This is a genomic window from Vicinamibacterales bacterium (genome assembly GCA_041659285.1).
In the GTDB taxonomy this organism is placed as follows: Bacteria; Acidobacteriota; Vicinamibacteria; order Vicinamibacterales; family UBA2999; genus 12-FULL-67-14b.
This window is the reverse complement of the sequence record JBAZYO010000003.1, coordinates 347,192-370,480: the sequence shown is the minus strand read 5'-3', so window position 1 is coordinate 370,480 and position 23,289 is coordinate 347,192. Positions and strand designations below refer to the sequence as shown.

The window sequence follows — 23,289 nt, the reverse complement described above, 5'->3', positions numbered from 1 at the left end:
TCAACCCCTGAGAGCCAGCGTGAAGGGATTCTCGAGCGCTTCGGCGACCCAGCGCAGGAAGCGAATGGCGTCCGCGCCATCGATCAAGCGGTGATCGTAGCTGAGCGAGAGCGGCAGCATCTGCCGGGGCTCGAACGTCGTGCCGTTCCACACCGGCTCGAGCACGCCGCGCGAGATGCCGAGAATCGCGACCTCGGGCCAGTTGATGATCGGCGTGAACGACGTGCCGCCAATGCCGCCCAGGTTCGAGATCGACATCGAGCCGCCCGACATGTCGTCGAGCGTCAGCTTGCGCGCCTTCGCCTTGTCGGCGAGCTGGTTGATCTCCACCGACAACTCGATCAGGTTCTTCTGATCGGCGTTGCGGATCACCGGCACCAGCAGGCCGTTCTCGGTGTCCACGGCAATGCCGACGTTGATGTACTTCTTGTAGACAATCGCCTCACCCGCCGCGTCCACCGACGCGTTGAACTGCGGGAACGCCTTGAGGGCGGTGGCAATCACCTTGGCGGCGACGGCGGTGACCGTGAGGTTGCCGCCGGCCTTCTCGGCCTCGCCACGGTACTTCTTGCGCATCTGCTCGAGGCCGGTGATGTCGGCCTTGTCGAACTGGGTGACGTGCGGGATGGTGTTCCACGCGTGGCTCAGGTGCTCCGCCGTCTTGCGGCGAATGCCCGACATGGCCTTGCGCTCGACCTCGCCCCACTTGGAGAAGTCCGGCAGCGCCGGACCGGAACCCGCGGGACGGGCCGCCGCGGCCGCCTGGCCGCCGCTACCGAAGCTGTTCATCACCCGCTTCGCGAATTCCTTGACGTCGTCCTGGGTAATACGTCCACCAGGACCGGTGCCCGTGACCTGGCTCACGTCGACGCCGATCTCGCGCGCGAGACGCCGGACCGATGGCGCGGCCGGTGCCGACGTCAGCACTGATGCGGCCGCCGGTGCCGGCGCCGCAACCGGCGCGGGGGCCGGACGGCCCGCGGCGATATCAACCACCTTCGGCCGGTCCGCGGCCACGGGTGCAGCCGGGACTTCGGGTGCAACAGGTGCAGCAGGTGCCGCACTCGATGCACCTGCCGAGGCCCCGTTCTCCATGATGAGAACGACCTGGCCCGGTTTCAGCTTGTCGCCGGCCTTGGCGCGAATTTCCTTCACCGTGCCGGCCACGTCGGATGGCACTTCGATGGTCGCCTTGTCGGTTTCGAGTTCGACCACCGGCTGATCGACTTTGATGGTGTCGCCGACCTTGACCAGCACCTTGAGGACGTCGCCCTGGGCGACGCCGTCACCGAGATTCGGGAGAATAAAATCGGCCACGTTTAGCTCACCGCCGGGTTCGACTTCTCGGCGTCGATGCCGAGGTCCTTGATCGCCTGAGCCACGACCTTCGGCTCGATCTGCTTGTCTTCCATCAACGAGTGCAGGGTCGCCAGCACGATGAAGCGTGCGTCCACTTCGAAGAAGTTGCGGAGCGCGGCGCGGGAGTCGCTGCGGCCGAAGCCGTCGGTGCCGAGCGCCTGCAGCGGCCGCGGCAGCCAGCGGTCGATCGCGTCCGGCAGCGTCTTGAGGTAATCGGAGGCGGCCACGAACACGCCGGGCGCGTCCTTGGTGACCCGGGTGACGTACGGCACGCGCGGCGCCTCGGTCGGGTGCAGGCGGTTCCAGCGGTCGCAGGCGTGACCGTCGCGATAGAGGTTCACGTAGCTGGTGACGCTCCACACGTCGGCGCCGACGTTGTACTTCTCCTCGAGAATCTTCTGCGCCTCGAGTGCCTGCAGCAGGATGGTGCCGCTGCCGAACAACTGCGCGCGCAGCTTGGCCTTCGGCTTGCTGGTCGGCTTGCAGACGTACATCCCCTTGAGGATGCCTTCCTGCACGCCTTCCGGCATCACCGGGTGCTGGTACTGCTCGTTCATCACGGTCAGGTAATAGAACACGTCTTCCTGATCGTGATACATGCGCTTGATGCCGTCTTCGATGATCACCGCCAGCTCGTAGGCGAAGGCGGGATCGTACGACTGGCAGGTCGGCACCGGCAGCGCCAGCACGTGGCTCTGGCCGTCTTCGTGCTGCAGGCCTTCGCCGTTGAGCGTGGTGCGGCCGGCGGTGCCGCCCACCACGAAGCCCTTCATCCGCATGTCGGCGCCGGCCCAGATCAGGTCGCCGACGCGCTGGAAGCCGAACATCGAATAGAAGATGAAGAACGGGATCATGTTGATCCCGTGCGTCGCGTAGGAGGTGCCCGCGGCGATGAACGACGACATCGCGCCGGCCTCGTTGATGCCCTCTTCGAGGATCTGGCCGTCGGCGGCTTCCTTGTAATACAGCAGCGTGTCGCGGTCCACCGGCTCGTAGAGCTGGCCGCTGTGCGCGTAGATGCCGACCTGGCGGAACAGCGCTTCCATGCCGAACGTGCGCGCCTCGTCCGGGACAATCGGCACCACGAACTTGCCGATGTGCTCGTCCTTGAGGAGCTTCGACAGCATCTTCACGAACACCATGGTCGTCGAGGCCGTGCGATCGCCGGTGCCCTGGTGGAACTCGTCGAAGGCATCGCCTAACTCGGTCTGCATCGGTGCGGTGCGGACCACCCGCTTCGGCACCGAACCGTGCAGCGCCGCGCGGCGCTCCTGGATGTACTTCATCTCGACGCTGTCGGGCGCCGGACGGTAGAACGGCGCGTCCTTGACGTCGTCATCCGAAATCGGGATGCCGAAGCGAGTGCGGAACGCCTTGATTTCCTCGTCGTTGAGCTTCTTCTGCTGGTGGGTGACGTTCTTGCCTTCGCCGGACTCGCCGACGCCGTAGCCCTTGATGGTGCGGGCGAGCACCAGCGTCGGCATGCCCTTGGTTTCGGTGGCGCGCTTGAACGCGTTGAACACCTTCTCCGGGTCGTGGCCGCCGAGCGTGAGCTTCTTGAGCTGCTCATCCGAGAGGTGCTTGACCATCTCGAGCAGCCGCGGGTCGGCGCCCCAGAAATGCTTGCGGACGTAGCCGCCTGATTCGACGGCGTACTTCTGATACTCGCCATCGACGATCTCGCCCATGCGCTTGACGAGCAGGTTGTCGGTGTCTTTCTCGAGCAGGGCGTCCCATTCCGAGCCCCAGATGCACTTGACGACGTTCCAGCCAGCGCCACGGAAAATGGCCTCGAGTTCCTGGATGATCTGGCCGTTGCCGCGCACCGGGCCGTCGAGCCGCTGCAGGTTGCAGTTGATCACGAAGATCAGGTTGTCGAGTTTCTCGCGCGACGCGAGCGTGATGGCGCCGAGCGACTCGGGTTCATCGGTTTCGCCGTCGCCGAGGAACGCCCACACCTTGGCGTCGGTCTTCGGCTTGAGGCCGCGGTCTTCCAGGTAGCGGGTGAAGCGGGCCTGGTAGATGGCCATGATCGGGCCGAGGCCCATCGACACCGTCGGGAACTCCCAGAAGTCGGGCATCAGCCACGGGTGCGGATACGACGACAGGCCGCCGCCCGTGGCAAACTCGCGGCGGAAGTTCACCAGCTGCTCGTTCGAGAGCCGGCCCTCGAGGAAGGCGCGGGCGTAAATACCCGGCGAGCCGTGGCCCTGGAAGAACACCACGTCGCCTTCGTTGCCATTGTCGCGACCGCGGAAGAAGTGGTTATAGGCCACCTCGTAGAGTGTCGCGGACGAGGCGAAGGTCGAGATGTGACCGCCAATGCCGTCTTCGACGCGATTGGCGCGCACCACCATGGCCATGGCGTTCCAGCGAACGAGGCTCTTGATGCGGCGCTCGATCTCGCGGCTGCCCGGGTACGGGACCTGCTCGTCGGCGTTGATGGTGTTGATGTACGGCGTGTTGGCCGTGAAAGGGAGGCGGACACCCGACTTCTGGGCATGAATGCCAAGCTCGCGAAGCAGGCTGCCGACGCGGGCCGGGCCGCCGTGCTTCATTACGTCGTCCAGCGAATCAAGCCACTCCCGGGTTTCGAGGGCTTCGAGCTGGGCGGCATCGGTAGGAGCGGTATTTCTCATGGCCGACTATTACCTTCCTTATAGGAGCGAACTTTCCCGTCGTTTGGATAACCGGACCATTTTACCGGGATTGGGGGGGAAATGAAAGCGGCGAGCCGGGCTAGACGGCTTGTAACATGCTGCAACGCATACACATGAGCCATTCTCGCGGTAATCGCCCCCTTGTTCTGTCGGCCGTTCGGACCGCCATCATTAGCTGCGACCGCTGCCCACGCCTGCGGACCTATTGCCAGGAGGTCGGCCGGGTGAAGCGGGCCGCCTACCGCCAGGACACCTATTGGGCCCGCCCGGTGCCCGGGTTTGGCGACCCCATGGCCCGCATCCTGGTGCTGGGCCTGGCGCCGGCGGCCCACGGCGCCAACCGCACAGGGCGGGTCTTCACCGGGGACGGCACCGGCGGATCCGGCGACTTCCTGATGGCGGCCCTGCAGCGCGCCGGCTTCGCCAACCGCGCCACGTCGCAACGCGCGGACGATGGGCTGGTGTTGGAGGATGTCTACATCGCGGCGGCCGTGCGGTGCGCGCCGCCGGCCAACAAGCCGTTACCGGAGGAAGTGGACCAGTGCCTCGATCACCTCGTGAACGAGGTCGCGGCGTTGCCCAATCTCGAGATCGTCGTGGCGCTCGGCAGGATCGCCTGGGAGGCTTGGATGAAGCTGCTGGTGCGACGCGGCGATGCTCTTCCCCGCCCGCGACCGGCCTTCGCGCACGGCGCGACCTGGAGCAATGACGGGTTGACGCTGGTGGGGATGTACCATCCGTCCAGGCAGAACACCAATACCGGAACCGTGACGCCGTCGATGTACGACACCGTCCTTCGCAAGGTCAGAGGTAGAATTTCCGCTCAATGAAGACGCCGCGACTCCGAATCGCCATCGCGGCCGCCTTCTTCGTCTACGTCCTGCTGATTCGGACCTACGACATCACCAGCACCTTCCTGATGCTGGGCGATCAGATTCGCGACTGGACGGTGGCACTGAGTAACTGGCGGGACTTGCCGCTCACCGGCCCTCCCAGCCTGGCCGGCGGGCACACGCTGGGGCCGATCTTCTACTGGCTGCTCTGGCTCGGCCGCGTGATCATCGGTCCCTTCACCGACAACCTCCCCCACACCGGCGGCATCATCGTGGCGGTGCTGCAGACCGCGGGCGACACCTGCCTGCTGTTCGTCCTGCTGCAGCGCCTGCCAATGGCCCTGGCGCTGGCGACGTCACTGTTCGTGGTGTCGGCGCCGTTCGACCTCGGGCTGTCGGCGGTGATCTGGAACCCGCCGGTCGCCGCCGCGCTGGCCAAGATGGCCATGGCGCTGGTGCTCACCCTCGGCAAGGAGCCGGCGCGCTGGCGCATCGCCGTCACGGCGGCGGTCGCCTGGATGGCGCTGCAGGCGCACTCCACCGGCGCCTTTGTCGGCGTCCCGATCCTGGCGGCGCTCGTGGCGATGCCGCTCGCCGGCCGGCAGTGGCGCCGCGCGCTCGAGGCCGCGGCGCTGGTGATGGCGGTGGTGGCCGCGCTGCAACTGCCCTACCTGGTGGCGCAGATCCGCGATCTCGGCACGCCGCTCGCGCCGACCGTTGTCATCGACAGCTTCACCCAGGCGTCGTCGGTCAACGTGCTCAAGAGCTATTCCATGGTCGTCGACACGACCGGCGATCTGCTGGTGCGCCAGATGGGCGCGTGGACGTTCCGGTGGCCGACGCTGGCCGTCATGATCGTCGTGCTGGCGCGCTGGCGACGCGACATCCCGCTGGTCGCGGTGTCGGTGGGATGCCTGGCGACGGCGGTCGTGCTCTTCGCGACCTGGACGCGGCCGTACGACAGCTACTGGTTCCTGACGCTGACCACGTCGATGGCCCTCGCCTACAGCCTCGCGATCGCGGCGCTGCCGTGGCCGAGGGTGGTGCAGGGCATCGGCCTGGTGCTGCTCGCCGGCGTGCTGGTGCTGCAGCCGGCGCGGATTGCCCAATCGAAGCTGACGTTCAAGTACCCGGAGTATCGAGCGATGCTGATTGGTTCGAAGAGCCTGGCGGCGCAGGCGCCGGTGTTGCGCGATATCCGCGTCACGTTCGCGGTGCACCCGTCGATGGACAAGTACTTCATCTACACGATCCTCGGCGGCCGCATCGACCCGGCCGCGCCCCACCGGGGGTTCATCGAGCCGGACGGCCGCGTCAGGATCGAGTAGGCACTTCGCGAATCGCCTTGGGGCCGCCCTCCAGTCCCGTCAGGGACATCGCCACGAGATTGGCCACCGCCACGGCAAACGTCTGCTCGTCGTAGGTCCACCGTCGCACACCGCCGGTGTGCTCGCAGCAGATGACGCCGAACACCCCGCCTCCCAGCCGGATGACGGCGTCCATCATCGAGGTAATGCCCAGCGGCGTCAGGTAGCCCGGCGAGAACTCCGCCGTGCGCGGGTCGCGGTGCGCATCGTCGGCCGCCAACACGTCCGCCTCGGTGAGCGCCTGGAAGTACGGCGGGTTGTCCGCCGTTGAGAGTTCGCTACCGGACGAATGGCGATTGGCCTCGCGCTCGTACAAGTCGAGACAGCGAATCCCCGTCTTCGGCCCCGTGAAACGCCAGATGCTCACGCGCTCCACGTCCAGTGTGCGGGCCGCGACCTCAGTCAGTTGCTGGATTGCCCGGGTCAGGGATTCATCGTCCTTGGGCGGCGCGCTGGTGGCCAGTTGGATCAGCGCGTTGCGCTGGCGTTGATAGCGTTGGTCCTCGGCCAGGCGCGCGTGCTCGGCCGCCCGTTCGGCGGTGATGTCCTGGATGCTGCCCACCATGCGCAACGGCGTGCCGTCGGGGGCGTAGTCAACGCGGGCCCGCCCATGCACCCATCGCTCCGCATGACCGCGGGCTTGGATGATGCGGTACTCGCGATCGAAGTGTCCACGAGCGGCCAGGAGCCCTTTCAGGTACGCCCCCATCTCGTCACGGTCGGCGGGATGCACCACCTGCAGCCATCCGGCGACCGTCCGCGGATGCTCGGGGCCGATGCCCAGCACGCGATCGAGGTTCTCCGAGCTCCTCCACGAGTCGGCCGGGATGTCGAACTTGAAGCTGCCCAGTTGCCCCACCGCCTCGGCCTCGCGCAGCAGCTGGTCGTTCTCACGCAGCGACTCATACAAGCCGCGAAACTGGCCGGCCTGCCGGCTCCGGTAGAACGAAGCGAGCCCGGCGGCGCACGCCAGGACCATCAACGTGACCAGGGCCACGGCGACACCGGCCCGGTAGCGGGCCTCGGCCCACACCTCGTCGGCGTCGAGCTTGGCGATGAGAAACCAGTCAGAATCGGGCACCGGGCGAAGGTCGGCCAGCACGGCCACGCCCCGATAATCGATGCCTTCAGACGGCCCGACGCCCCCGAGCACGGCTTTCACCGCCGGCATTTCCGTGCGGGTGATGGGTTCTCGAGCGCTCAGCGCGCTGCCGGGGCGGTGGCGCAGCTCGTTGAGAAACACGACCTCGTCTCCGTCCCGCCGCACCAGCACGGTTTCGGCGGTCGGGCTGGGCGTGGGCCAGGTTTGCAGCATGGGAAACAGCGCCTGTTGCGCGTCGGTTCGCAGCACGACGACGCCGAGCGGGCGACCGAGGTTATCGCGGACCGCGGCCGCGGTGTCCACGTACACGCGCCCGTCCTCGCCTCGGAAGAACGCCCCCATGACCGAGCCGGTGCCCGCGAGGGCGGCGCCCACGGTGGGAGAGTTGCCGGGGCCGGCCCCCTGGCCGCCGGCCGCCAGCAGCGCCTGCCCGTCCGGTGACAGCACATAGGCGGCGGCGTATCCGTAAGTCTCGGTACCCGTTGCCATCACGGCGCGAGCCCTGCTCATGTCGGCATCGGGCCGCCCCTGACGAGCCGCCAGGTCGCCGGCCACCGAGGGCGCGCGGACCAGGGCCTCCGCGTGGTCGAGGCGAGTCTGCCGCCACTGCTGAAGGTGCTCGGCTTTGAGGGTGCCGATGGCCGCGATAGCCTCATACCGCTCCCGGTGAATCCGGCCGGATTCGTTGCGGTAGTACGCGTAGCCCATGGCGCCCAACGCCACGGCAAACGCCACGAGCACCACCGCCCATCGCCCCACACGAACCATGGCGGTTACTTCTTGATCAACGGGTTGACGTAGCCCGCCGCGAGCACGCGGTCCGGATCCGGCCGCACGCTCAGGTAGTCCACGTGATCGGCAATGTCGGACCAGCCATGTGGCACGCCGGCGGGGATGATGATGATGTCGCCGGTCTTCACCACCTGCCGGACGACGTCGGCACCGGCAATGGCGCCGCTGCAGGACGGCCCGTTCAACACCTTGGTGACCGCGCTTTCGGGGGCCGACTTGCGGCCATTCACGATGTGGCCGCCGGTCACGAGCGTGCCGCCGCCGGAGACGATGATGTAGGTTTCGGTCTGGCCGTCGTGCGCGATGCCGCTCGCGGTTCCGGCCGGCGGCGCGCTGCCGGCCCTCTCACCGCAGGGTTCGGCGGGTGCGGCCGGTGCAGCGGGTGCAGCGGGTGCAGCGGGTGCAGCCGGTGCAGCAGACGCAGCAGGTGCGCCGCTTCGCCCGCGGTGGATGATGCCCACGGCGAGGTTCAACTTGCCGATGTCGACGTTGACAATCTGCCGATCGACGCCGGGACCGGCGTTGATCGCCTTGACCTGCTCGTCGGTGATGTAGGTGGCGCCCTTCGGCGACTGGGCCAACGCCGCCGCCGGCAACCACGCGAGAACGACCGCCGCAATGACTCGTGTCTTCATGTCCATGCCTCCCCCATGGGTGCCACTATAGCGCCGGTCCTTCGATCGGCGTCGTCGGATCGATGGCGAGCCAGGCCAGCGCGCCCAGCGCGTAGATCGCGGCGGCAATGTAGAACGGGATGACCCACGACTGCCACTCCTCCACGACGACACCCACGACGAGGGGGCCGAGGAGGCCGCCGAGGTTGCCGAGCGTGTTCATCCAGCCGGTGACGACGCCGGCGTGTTCGGGGGCGATGTCGAGCGGCACGGCCCAGGCCGCGCTCAGCGCGAAATCCGCGGAGGCCAGCGCGAACGCCAGCAACACGGCCTTGGCGACCGGCGAGCCGATCAGGGTGGACCCGAACAGCAGGACCGCGCACATCAAGAACGAGGCGCAGCCGAGATAACAGCGGCCGACACGGAGGCCGCGGGTCCGCGACAGGTGGTCGGTCAGCCAGCCGCCCGCCACGTCGGCGATGCCCGCCAGCAGGAACGGTAATGCGGCAAACGCGCCGCCGGCCAGCGTCGAGAACCCGAGCACGGTGATCAAATAGGTGGGCAGCCAGGTGAAGTAGAAATACAGCCCGTAGCCGAACGCGAAGTACATCAGGCAGATGGCGTAGAGGTTCCGGCTCGCGAACATCGCGGCCCACGGCGTGGCGTGCCGCGTCGGCGCGCCGCCGTCCTGCTGAATCCACGCCACTTCGGCGGCGGAAATCGCGGGATGGTCTTCCGGCCGATCGCGATACCAGGCAAACCACGCCGCGGCCCAGGCAATCCCGATGCTGCCGAACAGGACGAAGGTGATGCGCCAGCCCCACTGCGTGATGCAGAACAGCGCGATCGGTGCCGACAGCATGCCGCCAAAGCGCGAGCCGAGCAGCATGACGCCGTTGGCGCGGCCGCGCTCGCGCAGCGGGAACCACCGCGACAGGCTCCGCGCCAGGTTGGGGAACGCGCCCGCTTCGCCGGCGCCGAACAGGAACCGCACGGCCAGCAGCGACCGGAACCCCTGCACGACACCGGTCGCCATCGTGAACGCCGACCACCAGATCACGATGCGCATGAGCACGCGGCGCGGGCCGATGACATCGCCCAGCCAGCCGGATGGCACCTCGAAGAGCGAATACGACAGGGTGAACGCGCTGAAGACGGCGCTCATCTCGAGCACGCTCAACCCGAGGTCCTTCATCATGAAGGGCGCCGCGGCCGAGATGCAGATGCGATCGAGATAGGTGATGGCGGTGAGCGAGAACGCGAAGCCCAGCACGCGCGTGCGCACACGCGATGCGGGCGCCCCAACCGGATCGGTCAAAACGACCCGCCCGCTCCGGCGCCGCCCGACCGGCCGCCACCGCCCACGGGGGGGGGAGCGGCCGGGGACGGTGCTTCGCTGACCGGCACCTCCGCCTGGGTCGCTGACACCATCGCCAAGGCGCCGAGCTTGCCCTTGTCGGAGGCGAGGAGCCGGGAGGCCGTGTAGCCGTGGCGCATGCCGCCTTCTCCAGAGGCGAGCCAGCGCCGCACGGCAATCGCCACGCCCATCAGCAACAGGCCGAACACGATCGGATCCCACTCGTATCGCGGCGACCCCAGGTACTCCTTGTTCGACAGCAGCGTGGCGAGCGCCATCACAATGCTGACCATCAGCAGCGGCCGCTCGCGTCCGCGCAGCGCCACCCAGAGACCGGCGGCCGGCAGCATCCAAATGCCGGCATACGTCACCCAGTAGAGCGTGGCTCCCCTGCCGATGTGCGTGAAGCCGGTTGACGCCAGCAGGTTCACCAGCAGGTAGATGCCGAGCCACGCCGCGGCCTCGATCACGGCGAAGTCATCGCCGGGATAGTCGTCGCCGTACTCGTCTCGCTTGAACCGGAACGCTGCGGCGATCGCGGCCAGCACGATCACTGCAGTCACCCGCTGGATGAATTCGGAACCGCCAAACTGAAACGGGATCGCCGCGGCGGCCGCCATGGCGAGGACGGCGGCGTAGACATACCCGAAGCGGTAGTAGAGGAGGGCCAACCCCGCCGCAGCCACCGCCAACCCGACGATGATCGGCCAGTTGCCCTGGTCGGCAATCAGGATCGCGGCGCCTGCCGCAGCCAGGCCCACCGCGCCAAGCGCCACTGCCTCTTCGACGCCGAAGCGATAGAGGTTGTAGCGGCTCACCAGTTGCGATGCCAGCCAGAAGCACCCGCCGCCGGCCAGCAGGCACAGCACGGCCGCGACCGTCTGGTTCAAGAACGCGCCGATGAAGATGGCGACCAGCCCAAGGCCGGCCTGCAAGATCATCCCCCCAAACAGGAACAGCGTGATCCGCAGGAAGAGGTTGGTGCGTCGCAGATCGACGTGCACCTGCGGCATCAGCACCTCGCGCTGTTCGGTCGTCAGCAGGCCCGACCGCGTCCAGTCCTCCACCAGGCGGCCGACCCTGATGTCCTGTTCATCGTCCGGATCGTATGCGTTCATTCGTCGCGGCCAAACCGCCGCGCCAGCACGACCAGCGCGATCAGGACCAGGGAACCGGTTACGAACAGGTAGAGGAAGTGCGCCGTCACCCCGCCGATGCTCTCGAGCACCTTGAAGCTGATGCCGCCGTATCCATACAGCGTCCCGTAGAGCACGAAGGCAAAGCGCCGGTAGCGAACACCGAGGACGATGGCGGCGCCACACAAGGACAGGAGGCCCGCCAGGTAGGCCAGGCCCATGGCCGGCTCGCCGATGCCGGACGCCAGCGCCGCCAGCACGACGTTGGTGGCCAGGTGCAGGTAGACCTCGAGAAAGTGCGCCTTGATCTGCTGCCGGTGCAGCCAGGTGCCGATGCCGGCCACGAATGCGGCATACAACAATGCGGTGGCGCGCAGCGGATCCGCCGACACCAAGGTGAGGCCCGATATGCGCAGGCCCAGCCATCCGGCCAGTGACGACAGCGCCAACGACAGGACGAAGCGATTGTCGAAGCGATACGCGAGGCCGCCGAACACCACGCTCGCGATCAACAGATGGTGATGCCAGTTGTCGAAAATGTGGAAGCGGTACTCGATGTAGCCGATCTCCGCCGACAACACCAGGCACCCCAGGTAGAGGACGTAGTCCATCGCCAGATTCGGCGATTCCGCCTCGGTGTTGGCGTACGGCTCCGCCCTCGTGAAGCAGTAGTAGAAGGTGGCCGCGACGAGCAGCGACATGAACGAGAGAATCGCGGCATCGCCGAGGTCGGCGACGTAGGCGCGAAACGTCCAGATCAGCCCGCCGACGAACGACAGTACGCCGATGTACAGGAGCGCGCTCAGCTCGACGTAGACCGACACGCGCTCCTTGCGGACCAGGGCCGTCAGCGTGAGGTGCTGCGCGTCGGTGATGGTGCCCGCGGCCTTCCACGCATTGAGCCGGTCGAGGGTGGTCACCCGACGATCCACTTCAACTTGGCTTGATCGAGGTTGCCGCCGCTCATGATGCAGACGACGCACTGTCCTTTGAGCTGGTCCTTCAGCTTCATCGCCGCGGCCAGTGATGCCGAGCCGGCGCCCTCGGCCAGGTTGTGCGTGGCGCGCAGCGCCAGTCGCACGCCGCCGGCCAGCTCGTCTTCGGTCAGCAGGATGAAGTCGTCCAGGTGCTGCTTGAGGATGTCGAAGGTCAAGTCAAACGTGACGCGCGTGGCCATGCCTTCCGCGAACGTGTTGGCCGACGCGCCGATGACGCGTTCGGGACCACGCCATGACTTCTCGACGCCGTCAGCATTGACGGCACCGACGCCGATGATCCTGGTCTTCGCGCCCAGCGCGTTGCGCACCGTGATCAGGCCGCAGGCGCCGGAGCCGCCGCCAATCGGCACCAGGATCACGTCGGCCCGCGGCAGGTGCTCGAACACCTCCAGCGCGTAGGTGCCGACGCCGGCCAGCAGGAGCGGCTCATTGGCGGAATGCACGTAGCGCGCGCCGGTCTCGGCGGCCCGCCGCTCGCACCGCTCGCGCGCCTCGTCGAAATCCTGGCCGCCCTCCTCCACCGTGGCGCCATAAGCGCGCATGGCGGCGTTCTTCTCGGGGTTGTTGCCCTCGGGCACGAACACCGTGCAGGCGACCCGGTGAATCCGCGAGGCCAGCCCGAGCGACTGCCCGTGGTTGCCGGTGCTGGCCGTGACGATGCCGCGGGCCTTCTCCTCCTTGGAGAGTGCGCCCACCAGGTTGAGGCCGCCCCGTACCTTGAAGGCGCAGGTTGGGTTGTGGTTCTCGTGTTTCACCCAGGTCGACAGGCCGGTGGCCTCGTCGAGGAGCGGATGGCGCAGCAGGGGCGTGCGTTGCAGGTGCGGCGCAATGCGCTCGCGCGCGGCGTAGACGTCGTTCAAGGTCGGCGGGATCATGCTCATGCTGGGGTTTGGCGCTCGTTATACCACGCGGCGTTGACCGGCACCGCGACGTCGGGCCGATCGGAGATCAGGCCATCGACGCCCCAGTCGAGCAGCCGGCGGATGTCGGGCTCGTCGTTGACCACCCACACCTGGATCACCTGTCCCTCGCGATGCACCTGGTCCACGAACGCCGGCGTCACCACGCGCAACCGTCCCGCGCGCTCGGGGACCTGAAACGCGACGTACGGGCGCGGGCCAATCCACGGCCAGCGCACCCACGAGCGGTGCAGGGCCCACCGCGCCTCCGGCTGCGAGGCGCTGGTCACGATCTCAGGCGCCTCTTCCCGCAAGGCTTCGATGGAGGCCTGGTAGAAGGAGCCAACGCATACACGATCCACGGCGCCGGCGTGCCGCACCTCGTGCGCCACGGCCCGCGCCAGTTCCGGCTCGCCACCCTTCATCTCGATGATGACGCGCGTCTCGGGATGCCGCGCCAACACGGCGCGCAGCGTCGGGACGCCGATGCCCTGGCCGCGAAAGGGAAACGCGCCGTCGCGCTCGAACCGGTGGCCGGCGTCGACGCGCGCCAGTTCGTCGGCGGTGAAGTCGTGCACGGCGCCCACCCGGTCGGTAGTCCGGTCGAGCGTCTTGTCGTGGATGACCATGGGCACGCCGTCCGCCGACAGTTGGACGTCGATCTCGATGCCGTCGGCGCCCAGGGCCAGGCCGTGGTCGAGCGCGGCCAGCGTATTCTCCGGCGCAAGCCTGGCGCCGCCGCGATGGGCGAACACCAGAGGGCGTGGCGACTCGAAGACCGGCACGGGCACGACGTCATGTTCGCATGGGTCGCCCTTATACTCCACCCGTGCGGCCCTTCGTCGATGCGGTCCTCGCCATTGTCCCGTCGCTGCTGCCGCGGCGGCACTGGGACGCGATCGATCTGCCCGTGCAGGCCATGGTGCCGGTCTCGGGCCTGCTCACGCTGCTGGCCGGGCTCGGGTTCGGCCTCGAGGGCTTCGTCGCCTACAGCCACCAGGTCGCGAACACCGCGGGGATTGAGTTCATGCCGCCGCCGCTGATGCTCCTCACCGGCTTCACCTTCGCGTTCTTCACGCCGGCCGGCCTGTTGTGCGGTTATCTCATGGCCAGCGGACTCATCCGCGCCGTGTCGTGGTGGACCGACGAGCCGTTCGGCGACCCCATCCTCACCGGCATCGACACGCTCATCCACCGCACCCGCCATGCCGCCGCGGCGCGGTCCTCGCATCGCACGCGAACGGCCGCCGAAGGCACCGACGAGCCCGATCGCCGGTATCCCGGGCCGTGGGCGGACCTCCCGGACGTGGATTTCGTGGTGGTGGCGTCGCGCCGCAAGGCCGGCTGGACCGCAGGCACGTTCGTGATCACCCCTGACGGGTGGTTCCGGCTCGGCCAGCCGTTCGACCGGCCCATGCCCAACGGCCTCCGGACCATCTATCCGCTGACGGCGTTGCAGACGTTGGATGTGCTGCGAAAAGGCGTCTCGTACGAATTGCCGCCGCTCCGGCCGTATTCGCCACGGCGCGCGGTGGCGCCGGCTGAACCTTCGGGAAGGCGCGGCGAGTCATAATAGCCGGATATGTCGTCTTCGCCCCGTCTCGAGACCCTCGGACATCTGAAAGCGGCCATCGCGCGCGGAGACGTTCGCCGGCGTCCGGTCCGCGACGAAGTCCGCGAGAACCTCGCGGAACGCTTGCGCCGCAAGGAGACGCTGTTCCCCGGGATCATCGGCTACGACGACACGGTCGTGCCGCAACTGGTCAACGCCGTGCTGGCCAAGCACCACTTCATCCTGCTCGGCCTGCGCGGCCAGGCGAAAACGCGCATCCTGCGCGCCCTCACCACGCTGCTGGACGAGTGGCTGCCGGTCATTCCGGGCAGCGAGATCAACGACGACCCGATGGCGCCGCTGTCGGCGTACGGCCTGGCGCGCGTCAAGGCGGAAGGCGACGACCTGCCCATCCGCTGGTTGCCGCGCGAGGCGCGCTATGTGGAGAAACTGGCGACCCCGGACGTGACCATCGCCGACATGATCGGCGACATCGATCCGATCAAGGCCGCCAAGGGCGGCCTGCAACTGGGCAGCGAGCTGTCGATGCACTTCGGCCTGCTGCCGCGCGCCAACCGCGGCATTTTCGCCATCAACGAACTGCCCGACCTCGCCGGCAAGATCCAGGTCGGCCTGTTCAACATCCTGCAGGAAGGCGACGTCCAGATTAAGGGCTATCCGGTGCGCCTGCCGCTCGACGTGCTGATCGCCTTCACCGCCAACCCCGAAGACTACACGGCGCGCGGCAAGATCATCACGCCGCTCAAGGACCGCATCGGCGCCGAGATCCGCACCCACTACATGCAGAGCCGCGTCGACGCGATCGAGATCACGTCGCAGGAGGCGTGGGTCGCGCGCGGCGGCGACATCGAGGTCCCCCGCTTCGTCCGCGAAGTGGTCGAGGAAATCGCCTTCCAGGCCCGCGGCGAGCGGAAAGTGGACAAGCGTTCCGGCGTCAGCCAGCGCCTGCCGATCAGCGTGCTCGAGACCACGGTGTCGAACGCCGAGCGCCGCGCCCTGGCGACCGGCGAGACGCCGACGGTGGCGCGGGTCACCGATATCTACGCGGCGCTGCCGTCGATGACCGGCAAGTTCGAGCTGGAATACGAAGGCGAGCTGAAGGGCGCCGACCAGGTGGCGCGCGACCTGGTGCGCGCGGCCGTCTCGAACGTGTTCGACGGCTACGTCCGCGACTCAGACTTGAAGCCGGTGATCGAATGGTTCGACCTCGGCGGCGCGCTCAGCCTGTCGGACACCACCTCGTCCGCGGAGCTGCTGGCGCAGGCCAGGCGCGTGCAGGGCTTGCTCGAACTGGCGCACCTGGCCGGCATTGCCCCGGACGCGCCAGTGCCGGTGCTCGCCGCCGGGATCGACTTCGCGCTCGAAGGGCTGTACTCGCAGAAGAAGATCAGCCGCAGCGACGAGCGCGGCTACCACGCCACCGAACCGGTCCGGCGCCCTCAACCGCAGCACAGCCGCGCGCCGGTGCTGACGCCGGATGATGACGACGACAGCCCGACCGGCAAGAAGAAGAAGCGGTACTACAACTAGTCGGGGATCAGGGATCAGGGCCCCCGGCAACATGAAATACAAATACACGAAGTACGTCCCCAACCTGCTCGACGACCTCGACATGGACGAGCTCATGTCGAAGTTGTCGGACCTGCTGATGTCGAGCGGGTTCGGGAACCCGCGCGACACCGGCGACGACAGCGACCGCACCATGCAGGCGCTGCACGACGCCATTCTCGAAGCGCTGTTCAACGGCGGGGTGCTGCCCGAAGACACGCTCGAGAAGATGTTCGGCGACCCCTTCGACTCGGCGGCCGAAAGCGACCGCCTCGCTCAGGGCAAGCAGCTGGAGGATCTGATCCAGCAGATCATCGAGCGCATGAAGGAGTCGGGCTACATCACCGCCCCGCCTGACCTGGATCCCGAGAAGGCCCGGCGCGCCCAGGGCGGCGGTCCCGGCGAGGGCGAACCCGGCGAGGTGAAGTTCGAGGTCACCGACAAGGCGCTCGACTTCCTGGGCTATCGCGCTCTGCGCGACCTGCTCGGTTCATCCGGCCACAGCAGCACCGGCCGTCACGACACGCGCGACCTGTCCACCGGCATCGAAACCAGCGGCGCGCCGAAGCCGTATGAGTTTGGCGATGTCATGAACATCGACGCCACGGCGACGATTCTCAACGTCGTGCAGCGCGCGGCGGAGGAGCGGACTGCAGCGGCGGCCGCCGCCGGCGAGGGCGAGGCCCCGGCCGTTCATACGTCAGGCATCGACATCGACTATTCGGACCTGATGGTCGCGCAAGGCGAATATCAAAGCTCCTGCGCCACCGTGCTGATGCTCGACTGCAGCCACAGCATGATCCTCTACGGCGAGGATCGCTTTACCCCGGCCAAGCGCGTGGCCCTGGCGCTGTCGCACCTCATTCGAACGCAATATCCCGGTGACACGCTTCATGCCGTGCTGTTCCATGACAGCGCCGAAGAGATCCCGCTGCGGGAACTCGGGCGCGTGCGCGTCGGGCCGTACTACACCAACACGCGCGAAGGCCTGCGCGTGGCCCGCCGCATCCTCGAGCGCCAGCGCAAAGACATGCGGCAGATCATCATGATCACCGACGGCAAGCCGTCGGCGCTGACCCAGCCGGACGGCAGCATCTACAAGAACCCGTTCGGCCTCGATCCGTTCGTGATCGGCGAGACCCTGGCCGAAGTGTCGGCGTGCGCGAAGGCGGGGATCATGATCAACACCTTCATGCTGGCCCGCGACTACGACCTGGTTGCCTTTGTCCGCCGGGTCGCCGCGATGTGCCGCGGCAAGGCCTACTTCACGACGCCCTACACGCTTGGGGAGTACGTGCTGATGGACTACATGGACAAGAAGACCAAGACGATTCACTGATCATGTTTCCGTCGTCACTCCCGATCTTTCCCCTCCCGACCGTGATCCTGTTCCCGAATGTCTTCCTGCCGCTGCACATCTTCGAGCCGCGGTACCGGCAGATGGTGGCGGATGCGCTCGCCGGCGATCGCCTGATCGGCATGGTGTTGCTGCGTCCGGGGCACGACACCAACTACGAAGGGCGGCCGCCGGTCTACGGCGTCGGCTGCACCGGCCTCATCACCCACGCCGAGCGGCTGGACGAGGGGCGGTTCAACCTGGTGCTGCGCGGCCTCGATAAGTTCACGATGCTGGGCGAGGAGGATCCGGCCATCGGCCAGCTCTATCGCCGGGCCATCATCACGCCCATCGACGAGACCTTGTCAGCCGGCGACAAGGATGAATTGAAGGGGGCCCGGCGCCAGCTTGAGTCGCTGCTGGCCCCGCTCTTCGAGGGGACGATGGAGAGCCGGCTGCCGCAGAACATGCCGGACGAAGACCTGATCAACGCGCTGGCGCAATACCTGGAGTTCGATCCGCTGGAGAGGCAGGCGCTGCTCGAGCGCCACGGCCCGCTGGCGCGCTGCCATTCGATGATCGAGCTGCTGGAAATGAAGGCGCTGCTCAAGCATTCCGCCGGCGACGCCGGTATGATTCACTAAGGCATCTTCGACCCTCTGCGATCCCTTGCATGCGCGCGGTCATCTGTCTGCTGTTCTGCTGCCTCGTGGCACGACCCGCGCCTGCCCAGAGCCTGGCGGCGGGCCAGGCGGCCCATCCCATCGACTACGCCACCGCGCACCTGGAACGCGTCGTTGACGCCGTTCGTATCGACGAGCCGATGCGAGTCGACGCAGTGCTTGACGAACCGGCATGGAAGCGCGCCAGGCCGGCCACCGATTTCATCCAATGGGAGCCTCGGCCCGGCCAGCCGGCCAGCGAGGTCACCGAAGCGAGGTTCGTGTACGACTCGCGCAACCTCTACGTCGGCGTCTGGTGCTACGACTCGCACCCCGAAGGCATCATTGTCAACGAACTGAAGGAGGACTTTGCCGGCCAGGAGGGCGACGGCTTCACGCTGTTTCTCGACACCCTGGGCGATCGCCGGTCGGGATTGCTCTTCGCGATCAACCCCGCCGGCGCGCGACGCGATTCCGAAATCTTCAACGACGGCGACCAGAACAACCAGGACTGGGATGGCGTCTGGGAGGCGAAGGCGCGAATCACCAGCGAGGGATGGTTCGCGGAAATGGTGATCCCGCTCAAGACGCTCCGCTTCAAGAGTCCGGCCTCGCCCGAGTGGGGCATGAACATGACCCGGCGCCTCCGCCGTGCGAACGAAGACAGCCACTGGTCGCCGCTGCCACGACGGTATCGCGTCTTCAAGGCCTCGCTGGCGGGCACGCTACGCGGATTCGACGGCCTCGATCAAGGACGCAACCTGACGGTCAAGCCGTACGTGCGAGCCGGCCCGCGCGAGTCGTTCTCGCAAGGCACCGTCACCTCGGCGTTCGACTTCGACGCCGGCCTCGACCTCAAGTACGCGCTGACGCCATCGGTCAAGCTCGACCTCAGCTACCGCACGGATTTTTCGCAGGTGGAAGCCGATCAGCAGCAGGTGAACCTGACCCGCTTCAGCGTGTTCTTTCCAGAGAAGCGGGAGTTCTTTCTTGAAAACCGCGACCTGTTCAACTTCGGCGTGCGCGGCGGCGGCGCCGGCGGGAGTGGCAACAACCTGCTACCGTTCTTCAGCCGGCAGATCGGCCTGAGCGCGAGCGGAACGCCCATTCCCATCACCGGCGGGGCGCGCGTGTCGGGCAAGGCGCGGACCTACGACATCGGCCTGGTCGCCATGCGAACGGAGGCGACCGACACCACGCCGGCGAACACGTTCCTCGTCGGCCGGCTCAAGAAGACCCTCTTCACGAACTCGTGGATTGGCACCATTGTGACCAATCGCAACTCCACCCGCCCCGGCGATTACAACCGCGTCGTCGGGGTCGACGCCAACTTGCAGTTTCTTCAGAAGCTGGACGTGACGTCGTACTGGCTGCACAGCCAGACACCTGGCGTCGCCGACGGCGACGCGGCCAAGGCCGTCGGCGTCAGCTGGCGCGACAACGATTTCACGGTGTCCGGGCAATACGAACAGGTGCAGGCTCACTTCAACCCCGAGGTCGGCTTCGTCCGCAGGCGCGACAACGACCACTACGCCGCCAACGTCACGGTGCTGCCCCGGATTCACCACAAGTACATCCGTAACTTCAACGTCACGGCCGGCGCCGACTATTACGCGAAGTGGCGCGGCGGCGTTGAAACGCGACAGCAGGACATCAGCGGCGGCGCCCAGTTTCACAACTCGTCGAGCATCACCTACAAGGCCACGCATAACTGGGATCGGCTGATCGAGCCATTCGACATCCGCGCCGACGTGTCGATACCGGCCGGCGATTACGACTACATGCAGCAGGAGGTGAACTTCAGCCTCGACCGCAGCCGGAGGGCCAGCGGCGGCGGCAGAGTGATCTGGGGTGAGTTCTGGGATGGCCAGCAGACATCGGCCGGCGTCACGCTGGACTTGAAGCCGAGCCATCGTTTGAATCTCGACGTGAACTACACGGTCAACAAGGTGACGCTGCCCCAGGGTCACTTCACCACGCACTTGGTCGTCACGCGCGGGTTGTACGCGTTCTCGACGCACCTGTTTCTCAATTCGTTCCTGCAGTACAACGCCGACACCCACCAGTTCAGCTCCAACGTCCGCTTCAACTTCCTCTACCGGCCGCTCAGTGACCTCTACGTCGTCTTCAACGACCGGCGCGACACGACCTCGGGCCGGCTGCTCGAGCGCGCGTTGACCGTCAAGCTGACGAACCTGATTAGCTTCTGAGCCGTTGCCTGGGATGATTCACCAGCATTCCGCTACTGCGGCGGCTTCTTCTGTTCGGCCGCCTGCCGCTCGCGGGACCGCTCACCCGACAGGATGTTCGACATGGCGTGGTTGCCCTCGTGGCAGGCGTACTCGTAGACCATCTCGTCAATGCGGTTGAACGGCAACTCGCCGGTAAAGGGCGCGGTGTAGGTCTGGGGGTCTTCCATCGTAAAGCGATACTTGATGGTGTCGGGCCCGGTGCGCGTGAAGCGCTCGGTCACCGTCAGGTTCTCCGACGCGCCGCGATACGCCCACAGGATGCTGGTCTGGTTCAATTGCATGGGATTGATGTTGGTGGTCTCCACCACCAGCGTGTCGCCTTCCCAACGGCCGATGGAATCGCCGAACCACGGCTGGAGGCTTGCCGGTCCATGCTCCTTCGCATTCAGGCGGATGATGCGCGCGTCGTGGTTCATCTCCGTCAGGATCATCACGTGATCCCTGGTCTGCACGATGGTGTAGTTGTTGTTGTAGAAGTAGTTCGGCAGCATCGGCGGCCCGGCGTTCGACCCGAACGAGAGCAGGCAGCGGTCGGACAGCGGGCGCATCTCGGGGTGATCGAACTCGCCGAACTTCTTGCCGCGCGCGGCAATCTCGGCCAGGCGCTTCTTGCCCGCGTCGGTGAGTGGCGGCAGCCGGCCGTTCGGCGGATCGATGATGATCGAGCTGCGCGCGACGCCGTCGATGCGGATGACGCTCAGGCCGGGATCCAGCCAGAAGCCGTTGTACCCGCCAACCGCACCGCCCGCGGCCTCGGAGATGATTTCGATGAACGATTGCTGGCCCGGCGCGGAGAACCCGCCGGTGCCGCCGCCCTTGGGCGGGATGCCACGATTGGGATCGCTCGGCTTGTCGCGGATCTCTTCGACCAGTTGCGCGCGCGATTCGATCGCCTTGGCCTGCTCGTCGGTGAGCGTCGTCCCGCCGGCGCCCATCCGCTCCAGCGGCGTTTGCGTCTCGTTGGTCCAGTTGCCCTGCAAATCGGGCTTGCCGTCGGCGGTGCGCGGCACGACCCAGCCCTTGGCCTTCGCCGGCGGCGCCTGCCCGCTGGCCGGCGCGATGGCGGCGACGACACAACCCAGCACGAGCGCGACGACGGCACCGATTGACTGCTTCGAACGACCGCTCATGTTCGCCTCCCGGACGCTGCGCATTCTACGCCTGTTTCAAGCCGTCGAGCACGGTTCTGATTGCGGCCGGAATCGAGACCGGCCGGCGCGTGGTCCGGTCCACGTAGACGTGGACGAACCGGCCCACGGCGCACGGACTGTCGTTGCCCTCCCGGAACAGCGCAATGCGGTAGACCACGCTCGTCGTACCCAGGCGTTCGACGTCGATGCCGGCGTGGATCGTGTCCGGAAAGGTCACCGCTTCAAGGAACCGGCACCCCGACTCGGCGACGATGCCGATGGCCGGCAGGTCGCGGATGTCGGAGCCGGTCGCGTCGATGAGGAATCCGTTCACCGCGGTGTCGAAGAATGAATAGTAGGCGACGTTGTTGACGTGGCCGTAGTGATCGTTGTCCATCCAGCGAGTGGGGATGGGACGGAGCACCTTGAACTGCGATCGGTGAGGGTGTGCCTGGGAGCTCATCGAAGGCGTATTATGCGCCTCAACTGGCGGCGGCGACGCTCACAACCGTTTGCCACTCACCAGCATGACAATCAGCACGATGAGAATGAGGCCGCCAAGACCACCGCCCACGGCCGGGCCACCGAGGTAGAAACCTCCTCCGCCGAACAACAACAGAAAAATGATTAGCAGAACGATGAGATTCATGGCGAACTCCCTCTCTAATTTCCGGTGAGCCGGTTAGTGGGAACTGCTCAGTGCACAACGCCAGTCAAGCAGCCCATGAACGACACTACCTCTTGCGGCGCCACTTCGGCTGTTCCTGATTGCACACAACCCAGCCCTGCGAAGAGACACGAAATCTGGGCCTCTGGGCCTCTGTGGCCAACGTCCGGTGACGTCAGTGGGTCATGCCGTAGAGAACGACGTCAAGGCCGACGGCGTAGCCTTGCGGCGAGAAGCTGAAGAAAAACCGCGGGTCCTCCGCTTCCCTCTCCCACGCGTCCGAGATGTCGGTGTTGTGCGTCATCACCACCATCAGCCGGCCGTGCTCGTCGGCGATGCCGCGCAGGTGCGGCTCCTCGCTGAGCTCGTAGCGCTCCGAGGTCTGGCCGCCGTTCCGGCGCCAGAAACTGATCGACGGGATCTGCGGCAGGTCGGTGAACTCGAACAGCGTGCGGCGGATGGGATGGTCCATCGCGATGTCGCGAATCGGGAACTGCGCCGGTGACAGCACCTTGCTGATCTGGCCGACCCAGTTGTCCCACGCGTACGGGCCCCAGAAGTCGTCCACCCACAGAAAGCCGCCCTTGAGCAGGTAGTTGCGCAGCGTCTCCGCTTCCTGATCGGTAAAGAACGCGGTGCCGACGTCAGTGGCGCTCAGGAATGGACACTGAAAGATCAGCGGATCTGAAATCCGCACCGACAAGTGGTTCGGCGTGCCGCCTTGCTGCCGGCTGATGGTGGTCTTGGTCAACTCGCCGAGGCGCGTCGAGAAGTTGATGTCGGCATCCCAGTAGTCGGTGGACCAGCCCGAGCCGCCCTCTTCCCGGCGATCGCTCGTGTAGATCAAGCGGCAGAAGTTGAAGCCGCCGTCGAAGCTGGTGGGCGTCGGGTAGCGCGGCGGGAAGCGGCGGAAGCCGCGATAGCCGCCCCACTGCTCCTGTGCCGAGGCCACGGTGGCGACGAGCACGAGGGCGACGGCGAAGGCGCGGGCGACGCGGACCATG

The 23,289-nt window shown here is 66.8% G+C and carries 20 protein-coding genes; 7 read left to right on the top strand and 13 right to left on the bottom strand.

The window, feature by feature from the left end; translation table 11 throughout:
* Both WC815_06520 and aceE read right to left on the bottom strand, forming a co-directional pair.
* The gene (locus WC815_06520) at positions 1–1,317 is read right to left on the bottom strand and encodes a 2-oxo acid dehydrogenase subunit E2 (protein MFA5908409.1); all 1,317 of its coding nucleotides are present in this window, start codon (positions 1,315–1,317) and stop codon (positions 1–3) included.
* A 2-nt stretch (positions 1,318–1,319) separates the two neighbouring features.
* Positions 1,320–3,998, bottom strand: a complete 2,679-nt coding sequence (gene aceE, locus WC815_06515) for a pyruvate dehydrogenase (acetyl-transferring), homodimeric type (GenBank protein MFA5908408.1) — start codon at positions 3,996–3,998, stop codon at positions 1,320–1,322.
* A gap of 245 nt (positions 3,999–4,243) precedes the next feature.
* Between aceE and WC815_06510 the strand changes: the two genes are divergently transcribed.
* Together WC815_06510 and WC815_06505 are read left to right on the top strand one after the other, a co-directional pair.
* On the top strand, positions 4,244–4,849 hold the full coding sequence (locus WC815_06510; GenBank protein ID MFA5908407.1) for a uracil-DNA glycosylase: 606 nt from the start codon (positions 4,244–4,246) through the stop codon (positions 4,847–4,849).
* On the top strand, positions 4,846–6,180 hold the full coding sequence (locus WC815_06505; protein MFA5908406.1) for a hypothetical protein: 1,335 nt from the start codon (positions 4,846–4,848) through the stop codon (positions 6,178–6,180). The genes WC815_06510 and WC815_06505 overlap by 4 nt, the downstream gene beginning before the upstream one ends.
* On the opposite strand, the gene WC815_06500 is transcribed toward WC815_06505, so the two are convergent.
* The 7 genes from WC815_06500 to WC815_06470 are packed head-to-tail and all read right to left on the bottom strand — an operon-like array spanning position 6,167 to position 13,908.
* Positions 6,167–8,089 carry a GAF domain-containing protein gene (locus WC815_06500; GenBank protein MFA5908405.1) on the bottom strand — a complete coding sequence of 641 codons (1,923 nt, stop codon included), beginning with the start codon at positions 8,087–8,089 and terminating at the stop codon, positions 6,167–6,169. The two genes, WC815_06505 and WC815_06500, sit on opposite strands and share 14 nt — an antisense overlap.
* A gap of 5 nt (positions 8,090–8,094) precedes the next feature.
* A complete protein-coding gene (locus WC815_06495) occupies positions 8,095–8,748 on the bottom strand; it encodes a hypothetical protein (GenBank protein MFA5908404.1) in 654 nt (217 codons plus the stop codon).
* A 25-nt stretch (positions 8,749–8,773) separates the two neighbouring features.
* Positions 8,774–10,045 carry an MFS transporter gene (locus WC815_06490; protein ID MFA5908403.1) on the bottom strand — a complete coding sequence of 424 codons (1,272 nt, stop codon included), beginning with the start codon at positions 10,043–10,045 and terminating at the stop codon, positions 8,774–8,776.
* Complete coding sequence (locus WC815_06485) at positions 10,042–11,202, bottom strand: hypothetical protein (GenBank protein MFA5908402.1); 1,161 nt, start codon at positions 11,200–11,202, stop codon at positions 10,042–10,044. Before WC815_06485 ends, WC815_06490 begins: the two co-directional genes overlap by 4 nt.
* Positions 11,199–12,140 carry a DUF2157 domain-containing protein gene (locus tag WC815_06480; GenBank protein MFA5908401.1) on the bottom strand — a complete coding sequence of 314 codons (942 nt, stop codon included), beginning with the start codon at positions 12,138–12,140 and terminating at the stop codon, positions 11,199–11,201. Before WC815_06480 ends, WC815_06485 begins: the two co-directional genes overlap by 4 nt.
* On the bottom strand, positions 12,137–13,099 hold the full coding sequence (locus WC815_06475; protein MFA5908400.1) for a threonine dehydratase: 963 nt from the start codon (positions 13,097–13,099) through the stop codon (positions 12,137–12,139). Before WC815_06475 ends, WC815_06480 begins: the two co-directional genes overlap by 4 nt.
* Positions 13,096–13,908, bottom strand: coding sequence for a glycerophosphodiester phosphodiesterase (locus WC815_06470; protein MFA5908399.1), 813 nt, complete (start codon positions 13,906–13,908; stop codon positions 13,096–13,098). The genes WC815_06475 and WC815_06470 overlap by 4 nt, the downstream gene beginning before the upstream one ends.
* Before the next feature lie 38 nt (positions 13,909–13,946).
* On the opposite strand from WC815_06470, the gene WC815_06465 reads away from it, so the two are divergent.
* The 5 genes from WC815_06465 to WC815_06445 are packed head-to-tail and all read left to right on the top strand — an operon-like array spanning position 13,947 to position 20,446.
* Positions 13,947–14,690 (top strand): hypothetical protein, encoded by a 744-nt coding sequence (locus WC815_06465; protein MFA5908398.1) that lies wholly within the window; start codon positions 13,947–13,949, stop codon positions 14,688–14,690.
* A gap of 9 nt (positions 14,691–14,699) precedes the next feature.
* A complete protein-coding gene (locus tag WC815_06460; GenBank protein ID MFA5908397.1) occupies positions 14,700–16,220 on the top strand; it encodes a hypothetical protein in 1,521 nt (506 codons plus the stop codon).
* A gap of 31 nt (positions 16,221–16,251) precedes the next feature.
* Positions 16,252–17,577 (top strand): VWA domain-containing protein, encoded by a 1,326-nt coding sequence (locus WC815_06455; protein MFA5908396.1) that lies wholly within the window; start codon positions 16,252–16,254, stop codon positions 17,575–17,577.
* A gap of 2 nt (positions 17,578–17,579) precedes the next feature.
* Entirely contained in the window at positions 17,580–18,218 is a 639-nt protein-coding gene (locus WC815_06450) for an LON peptidase substrate-binding domain-containing protein (GenBank protein ID MFA5908395.1), read from the top strand.
* Between the two features lie 29 nt (positions 18,219–18,247).
* On the top strand, positions 18,248–20,446 hold the full coding sequence (locus WC815_06445) for a DUF5916 domain-containing protein (protein ID MFA5908394.1): 2,199 nt from the start codon (positions 18,248–18,250) through the stop codon (positions 20,444–20,446).
* A 32-nt stretch (positions 20,447–20,478) separates the two neighbouring features.
* Here the strand turns inward: WC815_06445 and WC815_06440 are convergent, their stop codons facing one another.
* The 4 genes from WC815_06440 to WC815_06425 all read right to left on the bottom strand — a co-directional run bounded on the left by WC815_06440 (position 20,479) and on the right by WC815_06425 (position 23,288).
* A complete protein-coding gene (locus tag WC815_06440) occupies positions 20,479–21,618 on the bottom strand; it encodes a hypothetical protein (GenBank protein ID MFA5908393.1) in 1,140 nt (379 codons plus the stop codon).
* Between the two features lie 25 nt (positions 21,619–21,643).
* A complete protein-coding gene (locus WC815_06435) occupies positions 21,644–22,081 on the bottom strand; it encodes a thioesterase family protein (protein MFA5908392.1) in 438 nt (145 codons plus the stop codon).
* 39 nt (positions 22,082–22,120) lie between these two features.
* Positions 22,121–22,267 (bottom strand): hypothetical protein, encoded by a 147-nt coding sequence (locus tag WC815_06430; protein MFA5908391.1) that lies wholly within the window; start codon positions 22,265–22,267, stop codon positions 22,121–22,123.
* Between the two features lie 193 nt (positions 22,268–22,460).
* Positions 22,461–23,288 (bottom strand): DUF4159 domain-containing protein, encoded by an 828-nt coding sequence (locus WC815_06425; protein MFA5908390.1) that lies wholly within the window; start codon positions 23,286–23,288, stop codon positions 22,461–22,463.
* Position 23,289 lies beyond the last annotated feature (1 nt).

Excerpts from the sequence above, each read along its gene's own strand:
- WC815_06445 (MFA5908394.1), top strand. The coding sequence starts at position 18,248 with ATGCGCGCGGTCATCTGTCTGCTGTTCTGCTGCCTCGTGGCACGACCC.
- WC815_06450 (MFA5908395.1), top strand. The coding sequence starts at position 17,580 with ATGTTTCCGTCGTCACTCCCGATCTTTCCCCTCCCGACCGTGATCCTG.
- aceE (MFA5908408.1), bottom strand. The coding sequence starts at position 3,998 with ATGAGAAATACCGCTCCTACCGATGCCGCCCAGCTCGAAGCCCTCGAA.
- WC815_06505 (MFA5908406.1), top strand. The coding sequence starts at position 4,846 with ATGAAGACGCCGCGACTCCGAATCGCCATCGCGGCCGCCTTCTTCGTC.
- WC815_06430 (MFA5908391.1), bottom strand. The coding sequence starts at position 22,267 with ATGAATCTCATCGTTCTGCTAATCATTTTTCTGTTGTTGTTCGGCGGA.
- WC815_06460 (MFA5908397.1), top strand. The coding sequence starts at position 14,700 with ATGTCGTCTTCGCCCCGTCTCGAGACCCTCGGACATCTGAAAGCGGCC.
- WC815_06440 (MFA5908393.1), bottom strand. The coding sequence starts at position 21,618 with ATGAGCGGTCGTTCGAAGCAGTCAATCGGTGCCGTCGTCGCGCTCGTG.
- WC815_06435 (MFA5908392.1), bottom strand. The coding sequence starts at position 22,081 with ATGAGCTCCCAGGCACACCCTCACCGATCGCAGTTCAAGGTGCTCCGT.
- WC815_06495 (MFA5908404.1), bottom strand. The coding sequence starts at position 8,748 with ATGAAGACACGAGTCATTGCGGCGGTCGTTCTCGCGTGGTTGCCGGCG.
- WC815_06455 (MFA5908396.1), top strand. The coding sequence starts at position 16,252 with ATGAAATACAAATACACGAAGTACGTCCCCAACCTGCTCGACGACCTC.
- WC815_06475 (MFA5908400.1), bottom strand. The coding sequence starts at position 13,099 with ATGAGCATGATCCCGCCGACCTTGAACGACGTCTACGCCGCGCGCGAG.
- WC815_06485 (MFA5908402.1), bottom strand. The coding sequence starts at position 11,202 with ATGAACGCATACGATCCGGACGATGAACAGGACATCAGGGTCGGCCGC.
- WC815_06500 (MFA5908405.1), bottom strand. The coding sequence starts at position 8,089 with ATGGTTCGTGTGGGGCGATGGGCGGTGGTGCTCGTGGCGTTTGCCGTG.
- WC815_06425 (MFA5908390.1), bottom strand. The coding sequence starts at position 23,288 with ATGGTCCGCGTCGCCCGCGCCTTCGCCGTCGCCCTCGTGCTCGTCGCC.